The 17,846-nt window shown below is 71.0% G+C and carries 15 protein-coding genes; 6 read left to right on the top strand and 9 right to left on the bottom strand.

The features are described 5' to 3' along the window. The first annotated feature begins 15 nt into the window (after nt 1-15). Nucleotides 16-1,341, top strand: coding sequence for a hypothetical protein (locus tag ACFY61_RS25960; RefSeq protein ID WP_389475585.1), 1,326 nt, complete (start codon nt 16-18; stop codon nt 1,339-1,341). 113 nt (nt 1,342-1,454) lie between these two features. Here the strand turns inward: ACFY61_RS25960 and ACFY61_RS25955 are convergent, their stop codons facing one another. After that, the gene (locus tag ACFY61_RS25955; RefSeq protein ID WP_389475584.1) at nt 1,455-2,078 is read right to left on the bottom strand and encodes a YceI family protein; all 624 of its coding nucleotides are present in this window, start codon (nt 2,076-2,078) and stop codon (nt 1,455-1,457) included. Nucleotides 2,079-2,326: 248 nt separating this feature from the next. Here ACFY61_RS25955 and ACFY61_RS25950 point away from each other — a divergent pair, with 248 nt between their 5' ends. Further along, nucleotides 2,327-3,910, top strand: coding sequence for an acyl-CoA carboxylase subunit beta (locus ACFY61_RS25950; RefSeq protein WP_389475582.1), 1,584 nt, complete (start codon nt 2,327-2,329; stop codon nt 3,908-3,910). Nucleotides 3,911-3,925: 15 nt separating this feature from the next. Further along, the gene (locus ACFY61_RS25945) at nt 3,926-4,126 is read left to right on the top strand and encodes an acyl-CoA carboxylase subunit epsilon (RefSeq protein WP_389475580.1); all 201 of its coding nucleotides are present in this window, start codon (nt 3,926-3,928) and stop codon (nt 4,124-4,126) included. A 209-nt stretch (nt 4,127-4,335) separates the two neighbouring features. On the opposite strand, the gene ACFY61_RS25940 is transcribed toward ACFY61_RS25945, so the two are convergent. The 8 genes from ACFY61_RS25940 to ACFY61_RS25905 form a co-directional block, all read right to left on the bottom strand. Continuing rightward, nucleotides 4,336-4,917: an ATP/GTP-binding protein gene (locus ACFY61_RS25940; protein ID WP_037792108.1), complete on the bottom strand. Its 582-nt coding sequence runs from the start codon at nt 4,915-4,917 to the stop codon at nt 4,336-4,338. Continuing rightward, nucleotides 4,898-5,470, bottom strand: coding sequence for a DUF742 domain-containing protein (locus ACFY61_RS25935; RefSeq protein ID WP_389475578.1), 573 nt, complete (start codon nt 5,468-5,470; stop codon nt 4,898-4,900). The genes ACFY61_RS25940 and ACFY61_RS25935 overlap by 20 nt, the downstream gene beginning before the upstream one ends. Nucleotides 5,471-5,562: 92 nt before the next feature. Further along, nucleotides 5,563-5,976, bottom strand: coding sequence for a roadblock/LC7 domain-containing protein (locus ACFY61_RS25930; RefSeq protein ID WP_389475576.1), 414 nt, complete (start codon nt 5,974-5,976; stop codon nt 5,563-5,565). Nucleotides 5,977-5,986: 10 nt separating this feature from the next. After that, a complete protein-coding gene (locus ACFY61_RS25925) occupies nt 5,987-9,151 on the bottom strand; it encodes a nitrate- and nitrite sensing domain-containing protein (protein ID WP_389475574.1) in 3,165 nt (1,054 codons plus the stop codon). 297 nt (nt 9,152-9,448) lie between these two features. Next, nucleotides 9,449-10,030 carry an ATP/GTP-binding protein gene (locus ACFY61_RS25920; RefSeq protein WP_114054330.1) on the bottom strand — a complete coding sequence of 194 codons (582 nt, stop codon included), beginning with the start codon at nt 10,028-10,030 and terminating at the stop codon, nt 9,449-9,451. Continuing rightward, on the bottom strand, nt 10,011-10,406 hold the full coding sequence (locus ACFY61_RS25915) for a DUF742 domain-containing protein (RefSeq protein WP_389475572.1): 396 nt from the start codon (nt 10,404-10,406) through the stop codon (nt 10,011-10,013). The genes ACFY61_RS25920 and ACFY61_RS25915 overlap by 20 nt, the downstream gene beginning before the upstream one ends. Nucleotides 10,407-10,556: 150 nt before the next feature. After that, a complete protein-coding gene (locus ACFY61_RS25910) occupies nt 10,557-10,979 on the bottom strand; it encodes a roadblock/LC7 domain-containing protein (RefSeq protein ID WP_389475570.1) in 423 nt (140 codons plus the stop codon). Next, nucleotides 10,980-14,774: a nitrate- and nitrite sensing domain-containing protein gene (locus tag ACFY61_RS25905; RefSeq protein ID WP_389475568.1), complete on the bottom strand. Its 3,795-nt coding sequence runs from the start codon at nt 14,772-14,774 to the stop codon at nt 10,980-10,982. Nucleotides 14,775-15,278: 504 nt separating this feature from the next. On the opposite strand from ACFY61_RS25905, the gene ACFY61_RS25900 reads away from it, so the two are divergent. From ACFY61_RS25900 to gltX, 3 genes are all read left to right on the top strand, one after another. Continuing rightward, the gene (locus ACFY61_RS25900) at nt 15,279-15,449 is read left to right on the top strand and encodes a hypothetical protein (RefSeq protein ID WP_389475665.1); all 171 of its coding nucleotides are present in this window, start codon (nt 15,279-15,281) and stop codon (nt 15,447-15,449) included. 89 nt (nt 15,450-15,538) lie between these two features. Next, nucleotides 15,539-16,315, top strand: a complete 777-nt coding sequence (locus ACFY61_RS25895) for a fumarylacetoacetate hydrolase family protein (protein ID WP_389475566.1) — start codon at nt 15,539-15,541, stop codon at nt 16,313-16,315. Continuing rightward, a complete protein-coding gene (gltX, locus tag ACFY61_RS25890) occupies nt 16,308-17,783 on the top strand; it encodes a glutamate--tRNA ligase (protein ID WP_389475564.1) in 1,476 nt (491 codons plus the stop codon). The genes ACFY61_RS25895 and gltX overlap by 8 nt, the downstream gene beginning before the upstream one ends. Nucleotides 17,784-17,846: the final 63 nt, after the last annotated feature.

Genomic DNA, 17,846 nt, shown 5'->3' with positions numbered 1-17,846 from the left:
GGTAGCGTCGTAGACATGAGGACCAGGCTGATATCCGCACTTTCCGGTCTGCTGTTGGCGCTTTCCGCGTCCGCCCTCGTCGTGGCGCCGCAGGCGGCGGCCGCCACCGGGACCGCGGCCGTGGCCGAGGCGCTGAAGGAGGGGCCGGTCTACGTCGATCCGCGGGCCGAGGGGCAGCTGTCCGAGGGGGAGGCCAAGGCGCTGGCCAAGAAGATCACGGACGCCGGGAAGCCGGTGTTCGTGGCCGTGCTGCCGAACTCGCCGGAGTTCCCGCCCGAGACCCTCCTGCGGACCCTGCGCACCGAGACCGGCATCACCGGCCTCTACGCCGTCCGGCTGGGCGAGGGCTTCGACGCCGGCGCGGACCGGTCCGTGATGCCCGTCAACGCGGTGCGCAACCTGAGCGACTCGGTCAAGGCGGGCGGCCCTGTGGACGCCGCCACGCAGCTGAACAACTTCGTCGACCAGGCCCTGCCCCAGGTCAAGGGCGGCGCCCCGGCCTCCTGGGGCACCACCGGCGCCGGGGACGGCGTCCCGGTCGGCGGCCTGGTCACCCTCGGCGCGCTGGCCGCGCTCGGCGGGGGCGGCGCGTACGCCCTCGTGCGGCGCAACCGCAAGAGGAGGGAAGAGGCCGAACGAGAGGCCATCGAGAAGCTCCGGGTGGTCGTCGACGAGGACATCACCGCGTTCGGCGAGGAGCTGGAGCGGCTGGACTTCCACCCCGGCGAGCCCGGCGCCGACGACGCCATGCGCGGGGACTACGAGCAGGCCCTGGACTCGTACGACAAAGCCAAGCAGATCATGGGGAACGTGCAGCACCCCCATGAGGTCCAGGGCGTCACCCAGGCCCTGGAGGACGGCCGCTTCTCGCTCGCCGTGCTGGCCGCCCGGCGGGAGGGCCGGCCGCTGCCCGAGCGGCGCTCGCCGTGCTTCTTCGACCCCCGTCACGGGCCCAGTACCGAGGACGCCGCGTGGGCTCCGGCCGGCGGGACCGCCCGTACCGTGCCGGTCTGCGCGGCGGACGCGGTCCGGCTGCGCGAGGGCCGGGAGCCGATGGTGCGTACGGTCGACACCGAGACCGGGCCCCGCCCGTACTACGACGCCGGCCCGGCGTACGGCCCGTGGGCCGGCGGGTACTTCGGCGGCGGCATCCTGCCCGGCCTGCTGATGGGCACCATGCTCGGCTCGATGATGTCCGGCCCGGCCTACGCCGCCGGCTACGGCGGCGACCTCGGCGGGTTCGAGGGCGGGGACTTCTCCGGCGCCGACTTCGACGCCTCCGGCTTCGGCGGCGGCGACTTCGGCGGGGGTGGCGGCTTCGACGGCGGGGGCGGCTTCTAGGCGAGCCCGAGCCCGAGCCCGAGTCAGGCCCCGAGCCCGAGTCAGGCCCCGAGTCCGGGTCACGGCCCGAGCCGTAGCCCGCCCCGCACCGCCCCGCCCTGCCGGCATCCGCTTCAGCCCTGCTTGACGGCCGAGATGTCGAAGGTGAGCTTCACCTTGTCGCTGACCATCACACCGCCGGCCTCCAGGGCCGCGTTCCAGGTCAGACCCCAGTCGGAGCGCAGGATGTCGGCGCTGCCCTCGAAGCCGACCCGCTCGCTGCCGTAGACGTCGGTGGCCGCGCCGTTGAACTCCAGGTCGATGGAGAGGGGGCGGGTGACGTCCTTGATGGTGAGGTCACCGGTGATGCGGTACGCGTCCCCGCCGAGCGCCTCGGCGCGGGTGGACCGGAAGGTCATCCGGGGGAACAGCTCGGCGTCGAAGAAGTCGCTGCCGAGCAGGTGGGCGTCACGGTCGGCGATGCCGGTGGAGACCGACGCGATGTCCACGTCGATGGAGGCGGTGGACCGCGACGGGTCGGCCCCGTCCAGACCCAGGGTGCCCTCGAAGCCGGCGAAGGAGCCGCGGACGTTGGTGACCATGGCGTGCCGGACGGTGAAGCCGATGCGGCTATGCGCCGGGTCGACGGTGTACTCGCCGGTGAGGGCGGCCAGGGCCGGGTCCACGGGGAGGGTGGCGGTGGCGGTGGTGGCGGCGGCCGGGGCGGCGGACTGGCTGCGGCGGTTGAAGAGGCCCATGACGTACTCCTGAGGGGTCGGGCTGGGAAGCCGTTGGTTGAAGGTTCAACGAGAATCACCTTAGGAGCATTCCGTTCAAATTTCAACAGTCTCGCCTCCTTTGTGGACACTCCACAAAGGACCACCCTCCCTCCTGGTGATGTCCTTGCCGGCCCGGCGACTTCTGTCCGGCCCGCACAGCGGATCGCCGCCGAGACTGTGTGGATTCAACGGAGGGTTTCCCTTGCGCGGGTTCGTAAGGTCGACACATGACCGTTGTGGACCAGACTCCGGGCGAGCCGACGGACGCGCGCGGCCGCGTCGCCGAGCTGCACTCCCTGCGCGAGCAGGCGCGGCGCGGCCCCAGTGACCGCGCCACCGAGGCCCAGCACGCCAAGGGCAAGCTGACCGCCCGCGAGCGGATCGCCCTCCTCCTCGACGAGGGCTCCTTCCAGGAGGTCGAGCAGCTCCGCCGGCACCGCGCGAGCGGTTTCGGTCTGGAGGCCCGCAAGCCCTACACCGACGGTGTGATCACCGGATGGGGAACCGTCGAAGGCCGGACGGTCTTCGTCTACGCCCACGACTTCCGGATCTTCGGCGGCGCCCTCGGCGAGGCCCACGCCACCAAGATCCACAAGATCATGGACATGGCCATCGCGGCCGGTGCCCCCCTGGTCTCCCTCAACGACGGCGCCGGCGCCCGTATCCAGGAGGGCGTCTCCGCGCTCGCCGGCTACGGCGGCATCTTCCAGCGCAACACCAGGGCCTCCGGCGTCATCCCGCAGATCTCGGTGATGCTCGGCCCGTGCGCCGGCGGCGCGGCCTACAGCCCGGCCCTCACCGACTTCGTCTTCATGGTCCGCGAGACCTCGCAGATGTTCATCACCGGCCCGGACGTCGTCCGCGCCGTGACCGGCGAGGAGATCACCCAGAACGGCCTCGGCGGCGCCGACGTGCACGCCGAGACCTCCGGCGTGGCCCACTTCGCGTACGACGACGAGGAGACCTGCATCGCCGAGGTCCGCTACCTCATCTCGATGCTGCCCTCCAACAACCGGGAGAACCCCCCGGTCCACACCTGCGACGACCCGGCCGACCGCCGCTCGGACGTCCTGCTGGACCTGGTCCCGGCCGACGGCAACCGCCCGTACGACATGCTCAAGGTCATCGAGGAGCTCGTCGACGACGGCGAGGTCCTGGAGATCCACGAGCGCTGGGCCCGCAACATCATCTGCGCACTGGCCCGCTTCGACGGCCAGGTCGTCGGCATCGTCGCCAACCAGCCGGGCCACCTGGCCGGCGTGCTGGACATCGAGGCCTCCGAGAAGGCCGCGCGCTTCGTCCAGATGTGCGACGCCTTCAACATCCCGATCGTCACCTTCCTGGACGTCCCCGGCTTCCTGCCGGGCGTCGACCAGGAGCACGGCGGCATCATCCGGCACGGCGCCAAGCTGCTGTACGCGTACTGCAACGCGACCGTGCCGCGCATCTCGCTGATCCTGCGCAAGGCCTACGGCGGCGCCTACATCGTCATGGACTCCCAGTCCATCGGTGCGGACCTCACCTACGCCTGGCCGACCAACGAGATCGCCGTCATGGGCGCCGAGGGCGCCGCCAACGTCATCTTCCGCAAGCAGATCGCCGATGCCGAGGACCCCGAGGCCATGCGCGCCCGGATGGTCAAGGAGTACAAGGCCGAGCTGATGCACCCGTACTACGCGGCCGAGCGCGGCCTCGTGGACGACGTCATCGACCCCGCCGAGACCCGCGAGGTGCTGATCAAGTCGCTCGCGATGCTCCGCAACAAGCACGCCGACCTGCCGTCCCGCAAGCACGGCAACCCGCCGCAGTAAGGAGACCCGCCACCGATGAGCACTCCCGCTGACGCCCTGCTCCGAGTCGAGAAGGGCAACGCCGAGCCCGAGGAGCTGGCGGCCATCACCGCCATCCTGCTGGCCCGCGCCGCCTCCACCCCCAGGATCCCGGCCGCCCGCCGCCGCTCCACCGCCGGCTGGCGCCGCCTGGAGCGCACCCCGGGCTTCCGCGCCCCGCACAGCTGGCAGGGCTGAGCGCCCCGGAGCCGCCGGAAGGCCCCGCACCCGACCCCAGGGTGCGGGGCCTTCCGCATGCCCGGAGCGCAACGCCGGAGCCCCACGCCCGAAGGCCGATGCCCGCCGCCCGCCACCCGCCCGCGTCGACCCGGGACGACGGAAACGCCGAACGCCGGTACCCCGAGACGGGTACCGGCGTTCCGGACGGGCGGCGCGAGCCGGGAGTACTACCGCAGGCGGGCCATCAGCGCGTGCTCCACCAGCGTGATGAGGGCGGATTTGGCGTCTGCGCGGTGGCGGGCGTCGGTGGTGATGATGGGTGCGTCGGGGCCGATCTGGAGTGCTTCGCGGACTTCTTCGGGGGTGTAGGGCTGGTGTCCGTCGAAGCCGTTGAGGGCGATGACGAAGGGGAGGCCGGAGTTCTCGAAGTAGTCGACGGCGGGGAAGCAGTCGGCGAGGCGGCGGGTGTCGACGAGGACGACGGCGCCGATGGCGCCGCGGACGAGGTCGTCCCACATGAACCAGAAGCGGTCCTGTCCGGGGGTGCCGAACAGGTAGAGGATGAGGTCCTGGTCGAGGGTGATGCGGCCGAAGTCCATGGCGACGGTGGTCGTCGTCTTGTCCCCGGTGTGGGTGAGGTCGTCGATGCCGGCGCTGGCGCTGGTCATGACGGCTTCGGTGCGCAGGGGGTTGATCTCGGAGACCGCGCCGACGAACGTGGTCTTGCCCACGCCGAAGCCGCCCGCCACCACGATCTTCGCGGAGGTGGTGGAGCGGGCCGCTCCACCGTTAGAGCTTGCGAAGTCCACTGAGCACCCTTTCGAGCAGTGTCACGTCTGGCTGGCCACCCGCGGACTCGTCGCCGCCGGGCTGGTGGATGGCGACAAGTCCCGCCTCCGCCAGGTCGGCGACGAGGATTCGGGCAACGCCGAGGGGGATGGAGAGGAGGGCCGAGATCTCGGCCACCGATTTGATCTCTTGGCAGAGCCGGCAGATGCGCTGGTGCTCGGGCAGCTGCCCTTGCAGGCGGGCCGGATCGGCCGTGGTACTGACCAGCGCCTCGATGGCGAGCTGGTAGCGCGGCCGGGTCCGGCCGCCGGTCATGGCATAGGGGCGCACGAGCGGGTTGTGCGCCTTGGGTGCGGACGGCGCGGCGGCCCTGGAGGGCTGCTGCGGCGCCGCGTAGGGCCGCTGGGGCGGCTGGGGCGGCTGCCCGTACGGGTTGTCGTACGGAGCCTGGTACTGGCCCTGGTCCGCTACGGGACGGCTGGGAGCGGAAGGGAAGTTGAAGCGGTTCTGGTCGTGCCCACCCTGCGGCTGTGCCGCGCCACCATAAGGATGTCCTCCTGCGGGTGTTGTCACGTTTCCTCCTCCGACTCCAAAACGCAGTACTCCCGTTGTAACCGCGCCACCGCACCCTAAGGGGCGGTGACGCGAAACGCACTGCCTGTCTGCTAGCTGAGAAGACTTCCCTGGAGCTCCGCGCGGAGATCGGGCGTCAGCACCGTGCCCGCGCGGTCCACCAGAAGGGCCATCTCGTAACCCACGAGGCCGATGTCGCACTCCGGGTGCGCCAGCACGGCCAGCGAGGAACCGTCGGAGATCGACATCAGGAACAGGAAGCCCCGGTCCATCTCGACCACGGTCTGGTTGACGGAGCCGCCCTCGAAGATGCGGGAGGCCCCTGCGGTCAGCGAAGTCAGTCCGGAGGCCACCGCCGCCAGCTGGTCGGCGCGGTCGCGCGGAAACCCTTCCGACATCGCCAGAAGAAGGCCGTCGGCGGAGACCACCACGGTGTGGGACACCCCGGGGGTGTTGTCCACGAAGTTGGTGATCAACCAGTTCAGGTTCTGCGCCGCCTGGCTCATCCCGCTCACACTAACGCTCCTGGTCATAGCTGTTACTTGACTGCTCCGAACCCGCGGTGCGTCCCTGCTGGACTCCACGTCGCAGGTTACTCAGCCTGCCACGGACGTCCTCCGGGGCGCGGGAGACCTGTGGGCCCCCCTGCGGGGTCGACTCCGCCGCACCCTCGACCAGGTTGGCCTTGGGCACCCGCCGGGGCAGGCCGGACGAGGTGACCCCGCCCGCCTTCGGCTGGCGGAGCTTGCCGGCCTGCTGCCAGCGCTCGTCGTTGGCCGAGCGCCAGTCGCTGCCCTGCTCCTCCTCCCGGGCCGCGGTCGGGGACCGCTGCTCGAAGAGCGACTTGGTGGGCTCCGCTTCCTGCTGCGCCGGCTGCCACTGCTGCTGGCTGCCGCGACGCGGCAGACCCGCGCCGGTCAGTCCGTGACCGGTGTCGGCAGCGGCGTCCGGACGGTCGAAGCCTACGCGTTCCGGGGCCGGTTCGGGAGCGGCCGGGGATTCCGATTCGGTCCCGTACTCCTGCTGGTAGGAGCCCGGATAAGTGTTCTGCTCCGGCCAGGCAGCCTGGTGGGGCTGCTCGGCGTAGCCGCCGTCGTAACCCTGTTCGGCCTGCGGGCCGTCCTGGTACGAGCCCTCCGGATACGCGTAGCCCTGCTGCGGGTAGGCCTCGTAGCCACCCTGCTCGGGCTGTTCGGCGTAGTCGCCGTCGTAACCCTGTTCGGGCTGCTGCTCGTAACCCTGGTACGGCTGGTACCCGTGCTCCGGCTGCGGTTCCGGAAACTCCTGGGGGAAGCCCTGCTCGGGCTGCTGCGGCTGGCCCTGGCCGACCTGGGCCTCCAGCGCCGCCCGGCGCTCCTCGCGGACCAGCGAGCGGCCCACCGGGTCGAGGTCGCGGACGTCGCCGCCGCCCTGGTTGTCGTACCGGGAGTCGTCGAAACCGAGTTCGGCGGCGGTACGCATCGGGGCGGAGTCGAACGCCTGCTGCTGCGGGATCATCGAGGAGACGGTGAAGTCGTCGTCCGGTATGCCCTCGCCACCGCCACCGTGCGTGATGGCGTCGGGCAGCATGACCAGCGAGGTGGTGCCGGCCTGCTCGCCCGACGGGCGCAGCTGGACGCGGATGCCGTGCCGGTCGGCGAGGCGGCCGACCACGAACAGGCCCATGCGCTGGGCGATCGCCACGTCCACGGTCGGCGGGTTGGCCAGCTTGTGGTTGATGTCCGCGAAGTCCTCGGCGGTCAGGCCGATTCCCTTGTCGTGGATCTCCACCATCACGCGGCCGTCCGGGAGACGGGTGGCGTTGACGCGGACCTTGGTCTGCGGGGAGGAGAACGTGGTGGCGTTCTCCAGCAGCTCGGCGAGCAGGTGCACGAGGTCGGTCACGGCCTGGCCGTGGATCTCGGCCTCGGAGACGCCGGAGAGCTCGATGCGCTCGTACTGCTCCACCTCGGAGGAGGCGGCGCGCAGCACGTCGACGAGGGGCACCGGCTGGTCCCAGCGGCGGCCCGGCTCCTCGCCCGCGAGGATGAGGAGGTTCTCGCCGTTGCGGCGCATACGCGTCGCCAGGTGGTCCAGCCGGAACAGGTTCTCCAGCTGGTCCGGGTCGGCCTCGTTGTTCTCCAGGTCGGTGATCAGGGTCAGCTGGCCCTCGATCAGCGACTGGTTGCGGCGCGACAGGTTGGTGAAGATCGCGTTGACGTTGCCCCGCAGGAGCGCCTGCTCCGCGGCGAGCCGGACCGCCTCGCGGTGGACCTGGTCGAAGGCGCGGGCGACCTCGCCGATCTCGTCCTGGGAGTCGATCGGGATGGGCACCACGCGGGTGTCGACCTTGCCCGGGTCGGTCCGGGAGAGCTGGTCGACGAGGGACGGCAGGCGCTGCTCGGCGACGTCGAAGGCGGCGGTGCGCAGCCGGCCCATGGAGCGGCCCATCTGGCGGGCGACCATACCGGCGACGATGAAGGCGGCGAGCAGGGCCACGACCACGATGGCGCCGTTGGTGATGGCGTCGGTGCGGGCGTCCGAGGAGACCGCCATGGCGTCGTTGACGGCCTTGTCGAGCAGTTCCTTCTCGATCTCCGAGTAGCCCTCGAACTTGGCGGTGGCGGCGTACTGCCAGGCGGTGGCGGTGGTGCCGCCCTGCGCCAGCTTCTCCTTGGACTCGCCGCTCGCGATCGCCTCGGTCATGCCGGTCAGCGCCGAGCCGCCCACCACGGGCGGGGCCTTGAAGGTCTTGCCGGCCTGAGCGGCCTGCTGCGCGGCCTCCTTGAGCTTCTCCGCGCCGGCGGCGGACTTGGCGCCCATGACCTCCTTGAGGCGCTCGGTGTCCGCCTCGGTGCCACCCGCGACGTACTCGCCGATGGCGATCTCTTCGAGGTAGGCGTACGAGGAGAAGGCGACGAGCTGGGCCTTGCGGACCGACTCGTTGGTGCTCGGGCGTATGAGCAGGTGCGTGCCGACCGAGCGCTGCAGCGAGTTGGCCGCCTTGGCGAGCTGGATCGCGTAGACCATGCGGCCGTAGCTGGTGACGTTGCCGGTGCCCAGACCCAGTTCGTTGGCGAACTGCATGAGGTAGTGCTGGACCAGCACGTACCCCTCTTCGGTCGGGATCGGCCCCGGCATGTTGTTGGTGAGGTCCTTCTTGGCCGTCTCCAGCTCGGCGGAGTAGGCCTTCTCGCGGACCGTCTGGAGCTTGGGCTCCTCCTGCTGGAAGAGCTGCAGGCGCCGTTCCAGGCCCTGCTCGGCCGGCATGTCCTTGACGGCCTCGGCGAACTTGTCCTTCGCGGCGTCGGTCGCGGAGCGGGCCTTGGCTATGGCCTCGTTGTCGCGGTCGTTGGCGAGCAGCGGGGCGGCGGTCAGGTCGCGCTCGTTGAGCAGCGCCTGTCCGTATTCCGCCGCCGCCTGGACGATGCGGGCGGTCTTCTCGGCGTCCTTGGCCTCGTTCCAGGTGTCGATGGAGCCCTTCACCTGGAAGGTGCCCATCACCAGTCCGACGAGGACGGGGAGCAGCAGGATGGCGTTCAGACGCGTGCGCACACGCCAGTTGCGGGGGGAGAACCGGCTGGTGCTGCCGTTGCTCACGGACTCCACGGGCGCGTCGACGACGGACGCGGCCGCGCGGGGCGGCGGGGTGAAGTTGCCGCGCGCGGGTTCTTCCGCGGGGCTGGAGTTGCTTCGCCTCACTCGACCAACAACCTCTCGGCGGTGCTACTAGCTAGTTCGTTGAATTCCAGCATGGGCAACGGCCGTGTTCCAAACAGTTGAAACCGGCCATTTCCAGAGACTTATGTCTCGCGTAAATCGGACATAAAGAGCGAGCCGCGTCAAAGTCCAGGGAGTTCATGCGCGCAGCGGCACCGGGCGTACGCGCCCTGTGTCCGTCCGCGGCCAATTCTCTGTCGAAACGTTATGAACGACACGGGCGGGCCGTGTCCCACGACACAGCCCGCCCGTAGACATGCGGAGGAATTGTGAACCCTTCTACTTCAAACGCGCCATGAGTGCGTGTTCGACGAGGGTGATGAGGGCGGATTTGGCGTCTGCGCGGTGGCGGGCGTCGGTGGTGATGATGGGTGCGTCGGGGCCGATCTGGAGTGCTTCGCGGACTTCTTCGGGGGTGTAGGGCTGGTGTCCGTCGAAGCCGTTGAGGGCGATGACGAAGGGGAGGCCGGAGTTCTCGAAGTAGTCGACGGCGGGGAAGCAGTCGGCGAGGCGGCGGGTGTCGACGAGGACGACGGCGCCGATGGCGCCGCGGACGAGGTCGTCCCACATGAACCAGAAGCGGTCCTGTCCGGGGGTGCCGAACAGGTAGAGGATGAGGTCCTGGTCGAGGGTGATGCGGCCGAAGTCCATGGCGACGGTGGTCGTCGTCTTGTCCCCGGTGTGGGTGAGGTCGTCGATGCCGGCGCTGGCGCTGGTCATGACGGCTTCGGTGCGCAGGGGGTTGATCTCGGAGACCGCGCCGACGAACGTGGTCTTGCCCACGCCGAAGCCGCCCGCCACCACGATCTTCGCGGAGGTGGTGGAGCGGGCCGCTCCACCGTTAGAGCTTGCGAAGTCCACTGAGCACCCTTTCGAGCAGCGTGACGTCCGGCGTGCCGCCGGCCTCTCCATTGCCCGGCTGGTGGATGGCCACCATCCCGGCCTCGGCCAGGTCGGCGACCAGGATCCGGGCAACGCCGAGCGGCATCGACAGCAGGGCCGACACCTCCGCGACCGACTTGACCTCCCGGCACAGCGTGCAGATGCGCTGGTGCTCGGGGAGCAGGCCGGACAGGTGCATCGGATCGGCGGTGGTGCTGACCAGCGCCTCGATGGCGAGCTGGTAGCGCGGCCGGGTCCGGCCGCCGGTCATGGCGTACGGGCGGACCAGCGGCTGGTCGCCTTCCCCGTACGACGAATCGCCGTACGAATCGGAATAGGCGGGGGGCGGGGTCATGAATCCTCCGGGCTCGACAGCAGTGGTCAGCGTGCCGTCTGACGGTGGCCGGTGGGGGGACGGGATGACGGCCGGACGGTGGTACTGGGTTCCGGGGCCACGGGCCCCGGTCCCCCGGACGGCAGTACCGGCCGGCCGGGGGAGTGGCGGTCAGATGAGCAGGCTGCCCTGGAGTTCGGCGCGCAGGTCGGGGGTGAGTACGTTGCCCGCGCGGTCCACCAGGAGGGCCATCTCGTAGCCCACGAGGCCGATGTCGCACTCGGGGTGCGCCAGCACGGCCAGGGAGGATCCGTCGGAGATGGACATCAGGAACAGGAAGCCCCGGTCCATCTCGACCACGGTCTGGTTGACGGAGCCGCCCTCGAAGATGCGGGAGGCCCCTGCGGTCAGCGAGGTCAGGCCGGAGGCCACGGCCGCCAGCTGGTCGGCGCGGTCCCGGGGGAAGCCCTCGGACATCGCCAGGAGAAGGCCGTCGGCGGAGACCACCACGGTGTGGGACACCCCGGGGGTGTTGTCCACGAAACTGGTGATCAACCAGTTCAGGTTCTGTGCCGCCTGGCTCATCGAACTCAACTAACGCTCCTGCTGGTAAGTGGGGTCGATGTGGTAACTGCCGGTTGCCGGACCGTTGTTCCCGGCCTGGCGGCCCTGCTGGATACCGCGGCGGAGGTTGGTCAGCCGGCCGCGCACGTCGTCCGGGGCGCGGGAGACCTGCGGCCCCGCCTGGGTGTCGGACTGCTGCTGCGCGGTGCCGGCCACCAGGTTCGCCCGGGGCACCCGCTTGGGTAGGCCCGAGGTGGTGACCCCGCCGGCGGCCGGCGTGCGCACGCGCTCGGCCTGCCGCATCAGCTCGTCGTTGGGGGAGGAGCGCCAGCTCACCTGCGGCGTGGCGACCGTGGCCGGACCGGAGTCCGCGGCCGCCCGCTCCTGACCGCGCTGCGGCAGCTGCTGCTGCGCCTGCGGCTGGGCCGGCTGCGGGGCCGGGAGGCCCTGCTGCGGCTGCCGGGGTACGGCCGGTCCCTGCACCGGGGCCTGCGGAGCGCCGCCGGGCTGCTGGGACCAGTTGGACTCCAGGCTGTCGAAGATCGGGCTGCGGGTGTCCGCGGCCCGGCCGGGAGCCGGCGGCAGTGCCTCCGGAGCCGCGGCCTGCGGCAGTCCCGGGGCCTCGGCGCGCGGAGCCGGCGGCATCGGCGTGTGGGGCGCCTGCTGCTGGTTTCCGTACGAGCCGACACCCGGGCCGCCTGCCCGCGAGGGCGGGAAGTCCGTAGGGGCGGACTGGCCGGTCGAGGCCGGGCCGCCGGGGACGGGACCGCGCACGTCGGGGCGCTCGAACTGGCCCGTGGTGCCGCTGTCCGGGGGGAACGGGGAGTCGAAGTCCGGCCGGGCGAACTCGGCCGTCGAGCCGGGGCCCGACAGCTCGTCGTGGCCGCGCGGAACCTCCGGACCGCCGTGGCGGGCCGGACCGGCACCCCAGCTGGTGGTCTGCGCCGGGCCGGCGGGGAGGCCGCCGTTGCCCGGGAGTTCCGGACGCGGGGCGCCGCCGCGCGGCGGCAGCTGCGGACGCGGGCCGCGGCCCGCACCCTGCGGCGCGGCCGGAGCCTGACCCGGAGCCTGCGACTGGGCCTGCGGCTGGGTGTGCGACTGGGCCTGCGGGTGAGCCTGCGCCTGGGCCGGGGCCTGGCGCTGCGGGGCCCCCGGCGCCTGCGGCTGCGGGCGCTCGAAGCCGTTGCCCTGCGGGAAGCCCGCCGAACCGGAGGACGGGGCGGTCGCCGCCGGGCCGCGACCGGGCAGCGGGGCGCCGCCGCCGAAGCCGCCCTGGCCCGCCGCGCCCGCGCCGGGCCCGCCGGACGGGCCGCCGGCGAAGCCGTCGAAGCCGCCGCCCTGGCCCTGCTGCGGCCGGCCCGCGCCGGCGCCGCCCTGCGGACGCCCGCCCTGCGGACCGCCCGCCGGGGGACGCTGCTGGCCGGCACCGTCCCGCCCGGGCAGGGCGGAACGCTGGCCGCCACCCGGAACCTGGCCGCGCTGCTGGCCGCCGCCCATGGCCGGACGGCCGCCGGGGCCGGAACCGGCACCCTGCGCGGCCGGGTTGCCCTGCGCGGCACCGGGGCCGCCGGGGCCCGCCTGGCCGGGAGCCGGCTTGCGGCCGCCCTGGGCGACGTCCACGGGCAGCATGACGAGGGCCGTCGTACCGCCGGAGTCGGAGGGGCGCAGCTGGATGCGGATGCCGTGTCGCAGGGACAGGCGGCCGACCACGAACAGACCCATGCGCCGGGACACCGAGACGTCCACGGTCGGCGGCGAGGCCAGCCGCTCGTTGATCGCGGCGAGGTCCTCGGGGGACAGGCCGATACCGGTGTCGTGGATCTCGACCAGCACCCGGCCGTCGGGCAGGGCGTGACCGGTGACCTTGACCTTGGTCTGCGGGGAGGAGAACGAGGTCGCGTTCTCCAGCAGCTCGGCGAGGAGGTGCACGAGGTCGTTGACCACGCGGCCGGCCACGTCGGTGGACGGCACCGAGGCCAGCTCGATGCGCTCGTACTGCTCCACCTCGGACGCGGCGGCACGCAGGACGTCGACCAGCGGGACCGGGCGCGTCCACCGGCGGCCCGGCTCCTCGCCCGCGAGGACGAGGAGGTTCTCGCCGTTACGGCGCATGCGGGTCGCGAGGTGGTCGAGCTTGAAGAGGGAGGACAGCTGGTCCGGGTCGGCCTCGCGGGACTCCAGCTCCGAGATCAGCGAGAGCTGGCGCTGGATGAGACCCTGCGAGCGGCGCGAGAGGTTGGTGAACATCGCGTTGACGTTGCCCCGGAGGAGGGCCTGCTCGGCGGCGAGGCGGACCGCCTCGCGGTGCACGTCGTCGAAGGCCGCGGCCACCTGGCCGATCTCGTCCCGCGAGTGCACGCCGACGGACTCCACGGAGGTGTCCACGTCCTGCGGGTCGGACTCCGACAGCTGCTTGACGAGCTCCGGCAGGCGGTCCTGGGCGACCCGGGTCGCCGTGTCCTGGAGGCGGCGCAGCGAACGGATCATGGAGCGGGCCATGACGAAGGCGCCGACCAGCGAGACACCGAGGACGAGGAGGATCAGGGCACCGTTGATCAGGGCGTCCTGCTGGGCCTCGTTCTTGAGCTCACGGGCCTTCTGCTCCATCTGGTCCAGCAGCTGGAGCTCGATGTTCTTCATCTGCTGGATCTTGGTGTCGTCCGACTCGTACCAGTCCAGCCAGGAACGCGGCTTCTCGCGGGCGAACTGGCCCTGGTTGCGGAGCACGCGCTCGGCGTAGAGGTCGGCGGACGCGATCTCGACGTTGCCGTCGCTCATCGGCTGGAGCAGTTCCTCGCTCTTGCCCTGGTAGACGAGCGCGAAGTTGGCCTTGGCCTGGCTGTAGTTCCGGAGCGCCGAGTAACCGTAGAGACGGTCGTTCTCCTCCAGCTTGCCCTGCTGGTTGGTGCTCTCCGGGAGCGAGGCGGCGATCATCGCGCGCTGGATGGAGGCGTACTCCTTCATGGAGGAGAACGCCGCCAGCGCACGCGTACGCTTGATCATCTCGGGGCTGGAGGTGGCCTGGGCCATCTCCTGGGAGAGCGAGAGCAGACCGACGATCAGCGAGTTGTACTCGGAGACCGTCTGCTGGGCACCGTTCTTGTACGCGGTGGCCCGGATCTCCTGGATGCTGCGGATCTGCCGGCCGATGCTGGTGACGTTGGAGCGGATGGCCTTGAGGGCCTCGTCCTTGTCGCCCGCGTCGTCGATGTTCGAGGTGGCGTCGAGGAAGGAGTCGGCGGCGCGGTCGGTGGCCTCGCGGAAGGAGGTGACCGTGCTGTCGACCTTCTTGTTCATCAGCGGACCGGCCGACCGGTCGCGCTCCTCCTGGAGCGCGGTGGCCAGGTTGGTGGCCTGCCGGGTCATCGTGGTCAGCAGCTGCATGTGCTCCAGCTGCTCGATGTCGTTGAGCGAGTCGTTGATACGGACGGCGCCCAGCGTGGTGGCCGCGACGACCGGGAGGGTCAGCAGCGACAGCAGTCGCGTGCTGATGCGCCAGTTCTGGAGCGCGAGGCGCGATCCGGGCCCACTGGGGGCCTTCGGTATCGCCCGGTCCAGCTCGATGGAGCCGTCCGCGCCGGAACCGGCGGCGGGGCCGCCCGCGACCGCCTTGCCGGCGGCCTTGCCCGGGCCCTTGGCACCGGCCCGGTCCTTGCGGCCCTTGCCCTTGCCCTTCGCCTTCACGGCGGCGGCAGGGGCGGTGCCGGCACCTTCGTCGCCCGGCCCGCGGTTCTGGGCGTGCTGGGGCGAGGAGCCGCGGTCGGTCCCGCCGCGCGGCTCCTGATCCGCCGCAGCGCTGCCATCCCTCTTGAAACGTCCCTGCACTAGCGTCGCAACCTCTGGACCAGGCGTCCTCCCGGGCGACCGGGCGGACGGTGTCGAGTCATGGGGCGCCAACGGCCCCTGGTGGTCGTCCTGACCGCGCGTCTCCCCTGAATCCCGCGGCGGTCCCGCGAATTCCAGCACAGTGCCGGATCTCCAACAAGGTGCGCGTGTCGCCCCTCGGACTCGGTGACGGCTTGTGACGGACGGGCTACCGGACGTGGAACCGGAATGAGGGCGAATCGGACTTTGGCTCCGTAAACGCCGAGGCCGGGCGGGTGTCCCAGTCGAGATGATCAGCAGCGGAATGAAGCATTCAGTGGCGCAATGTCCGTTTTCCGACTCGGATATGACTGGTCGTTATGTCCATAATGCCCGCTCGCTCGTGAGCAAACTCACATGCTCGTGGCCAATAGTCGATGGTTCTCCGAGGGAAGCGGATGTTTAGCCTGACTGTTTGCAGGCTTCACCCATCCGACCGCCGTCCTACGAGGAAGACCCACCACGATGATGTTCCGCAAGATAGCCAACCCCCGCCGCACCACCCTCGCGCACCTCAAGGACGCGGAGGACATGCAGCCGGTCGAGGCCCAGGAGCACGTGATGGACCTCCCGACCCAGACGGCCAACCCGCGGCGCACCACGCTCATGGACGCGCCCGTCGCCGCCGCGGGCTGACGAGCGCGGTCCGCCACCCCCGGTCGCGTTAGCCTGGACACGCAGACTCCAGCCAGCAGACCAGCAGAACAGAGGGGCAGGCGCGACCCTTGCGCATCGCCAGATTCTCGATCGACGGAAATGTCGCCTTCGGCGCCGTGGAGGGCGATGCCCCCGACGAGCTCGTCATCGACATCATCAAGGGCATCCCGTTCGCGGACTTCGAGCTCTCCGGCACGAAGGTCCCGCTGGACAAGGTCCGGCTGCTGCCGCCCGTGCTCCCGAACAAGGTCGTGGCCGTGGGCCGCAACTACGCGGAGCACGCGGCGGAGCTCGGCAACGAGGTCCCCGAAGCGCCGATCACCTTCTTCAAGCCCTCCACCTCCGTGGTGGGCCCGGGCGACCCGATCGCCTACCCCTCCTTCTCCCAGGAGGTCCACCACGAGGCGGAGCTGGCCGTGGTCATCGGCCGCATGTGCCGCGAGGTCCCCCGCGAGCGGGTCAAGGACGTCGTCCTCGGCTACACCTGCGCCAACGACGTCACCGCCCGCGACGTCCAGCAGCGCGAGAAGCAGTGGGCCCGGGCCAAGGGCTTCGACAGCTCCTGCCCCCTCGGCCCCTGGATCGAGACCGAGCTCGACCCGAGCGACCTCGCCATCCGGTGCACGGTCAACGGCGAACAGCGCCAGCTCGGCCGCACCAGCGAGATGGTCCGCTCCGTCGAGGACCTGATCGTGCACATCACCGAGGCGATGACCCTGCTCCCGGGCGACGTCGTCCTCACGGGGACCCCGGCCGGAGTCGGCCCCCTCAACGTCGGCGACGAGGTCGCCGTCACCATCGAAGGTATCGGCACTCTCGCCAACAAGGTGATCAAGCGTGGCTAACGCCAACGTCCGCGTACGTTTCTGTCCCTCGCCGACCGGCAACCCCCACGTGGGTCTGGTCCGCACCGCCCTCTTCAACTGGGCCTACGCCCGGCACCACGGCGGCACGTTCGTCTTCCGCATCGAGGACACCGACGCGGCCCGCGACTCCGAGGAGTCCTACGAGCAGCTGCTCGACTCGCTGAAGTGGCTCGGCTTCACCTGGGACGAGGGTCCCGAGGTCGGCGGCCCCCACGCCCCCTACCGCCAGTCCCAGCGCATGGACGTCTACGCCGACGTCGCGAAGAAGCTGATCGACGGCGGCTACGCCTACCACTGCTACTGCACCGCCGAGGAGCTCGACGAGCGCCGCGAGCTCGCCCGCCGCGAGGGCCGGCCCTCCGGGTACGACGGCATGTGCCGCGTGGTCACCGAGGAGCAGAAGGCCGCGTACGAGGCCGAGGGCCGCACGCCCATCGTCCGCTTCCGCATGCCCGACGAGCCGATCACCTTCACCGACCTCGTCCGCGGCGAGCTCACCTTCACCCCGGAGAACGTGCCGGACTACGGCATCCTCCGGGCCAACGGCGCCCCGCTGTACACCCTGGTCAACCCGGTCGACGACGCGCTGATGGAGATCACCCACGTCCTGCGCGGCGAGGACCTGCTCTCCTCCACCCCGCGCCAGATCGCCCTGTACAAGGCGCTGATCGAGCTCGGCGTCGCCAAGGAGATCCCGGCCTTCGGCCACCTGCCGTACGTCATGGGCGAGGGCAACAAGAAGCTCTCCAAGCGCGACCCGCAGTCCTCGCTGAACCTCTACCGCGAGCGCGGCTTCCTGCCCGAGGGCCTGCTGAACTACCTCTCCCTGCTCGGCTGGTCCTTCTCCGCCGACCAGGACCTCTTCACCATCGACGAGATGGTGGCGAAGTTCGACGTGGCCGACGTCAACGCCAACCCGGCCCGCTTCGACCTCAAGAAGTGCGAGTCGATCAACGCGGAGCACATCCGCCGGCTCGACCCGAAGGCCTTCGCCGAGGCCTGCACCCCCTGGCTGAAGGCCCCGCACGCCCCGTGGGCCCCGGAGGACTTCGACGAGGCGGCCTGGCAGGCCATCGCCCCGCACGCCCAGACCCGGCTGACCGTCCTCTCGGACATCACCGCCAACGTCGACTTCCTCTTCCTGCCGGAGCCGGTCTCCGACGAGGCCTCCTGGGAGAAGGCGATGAAGGGCGACCCGGCGGCGCTGCTGACCACCGCCCGCGCCAACCTGGAGTCGGCGGACTGGAGCGACCCCGAGTCCCTCAAGCAGGCCGTGCTCACCGCCGGCGAGGCCCACGGCCTCAAGCTCGGCAAGGCCCAGGCCCCGGTCCGGGTCGCCGTGACGGGCCGCACCATCGGCCTGCCGCTCTTCGAGTCCCTGGAGATCCTGGGCAAGGAGCGGACCCTGGCCCGCATCGACGCGGCCCTGGCCAAGCTCGCCGGCTGACCCGCCGAGACGTGCGGCACGTCCCAGGGGGCGGTCGTCCCGCAGTGTTTTCCGCACTGCCCG

Origin of the sequence: Streptomyces sp. NPDC012888 (genome assembly GCF_042900645.1) — a bacterium.
Lineage (GTDB): Bacteria > Actinomycetota > Actinomycetes > Streptomycetales > Streptomycetaceae > Streptomyces.
Note: the sequence above shows the minus strand (reverse complement) of the source record. Positions and strands in the feature narration are given on the sequence as shown.

What these genes read in the sequence shown, in the direction of transcription:
- ACFY61_RS25900 (WP_389475665.1), top strand. Translation starts at nt 15,279, where the DNA reads ATGATGTTCCGCAAGATAGCCAACCCCCGCCGCACCACCCTCGCGCAC.
- ACFY61_RS25945 (WP_389475580.1), top strand. Translation starts at nt 3,926, where the DNA reads ATGAGCACTCCCGCTGACGCCCTGCTCCGAGTCGAGAAGGGCAACGCC.
- ACFY61_RS25960 (WP_389475585.1), top strand. Translation starts at nt 16, where the DNA reads ATGAGGACCAGGCTGATATCCGCACTTTCCGGTCTGCTGTTGGCGCTT.
- ACFY61_RS25915 (WP_389475572.1), bottom strand. Translation starts at nt 10,406, where the DNA reads ATGACCCCGCCCCCCGCCTATTCCGATTCGTACGGCGATTCGTCGTAC.
- ACFY61_RS25955 (WP_389475584.1), bottom strand. Translation starts at nt 2,078, where the DNA reads ATGGGCCTCTTCAACCGCCGCAGCCAGTCCGCCGCCCCGGCCGCCGCC.
- ACFY61_RS25950 (WP_389475582.1), top strand. Translation starts at nt 2,327, where the DNA reads ATGACCGTTGTGGACCAGACTCCGGGCGAGCCGACGGACGCGCGCGGC.
- ACFY61_RS25930 (WP_389475576.1), bottom strand. Translation starts at nt 5,976, where the DNA reads ATGAGCCAGGCGGCGCAGAACCTGAACTGGTTGATCACCAACTTCGTG.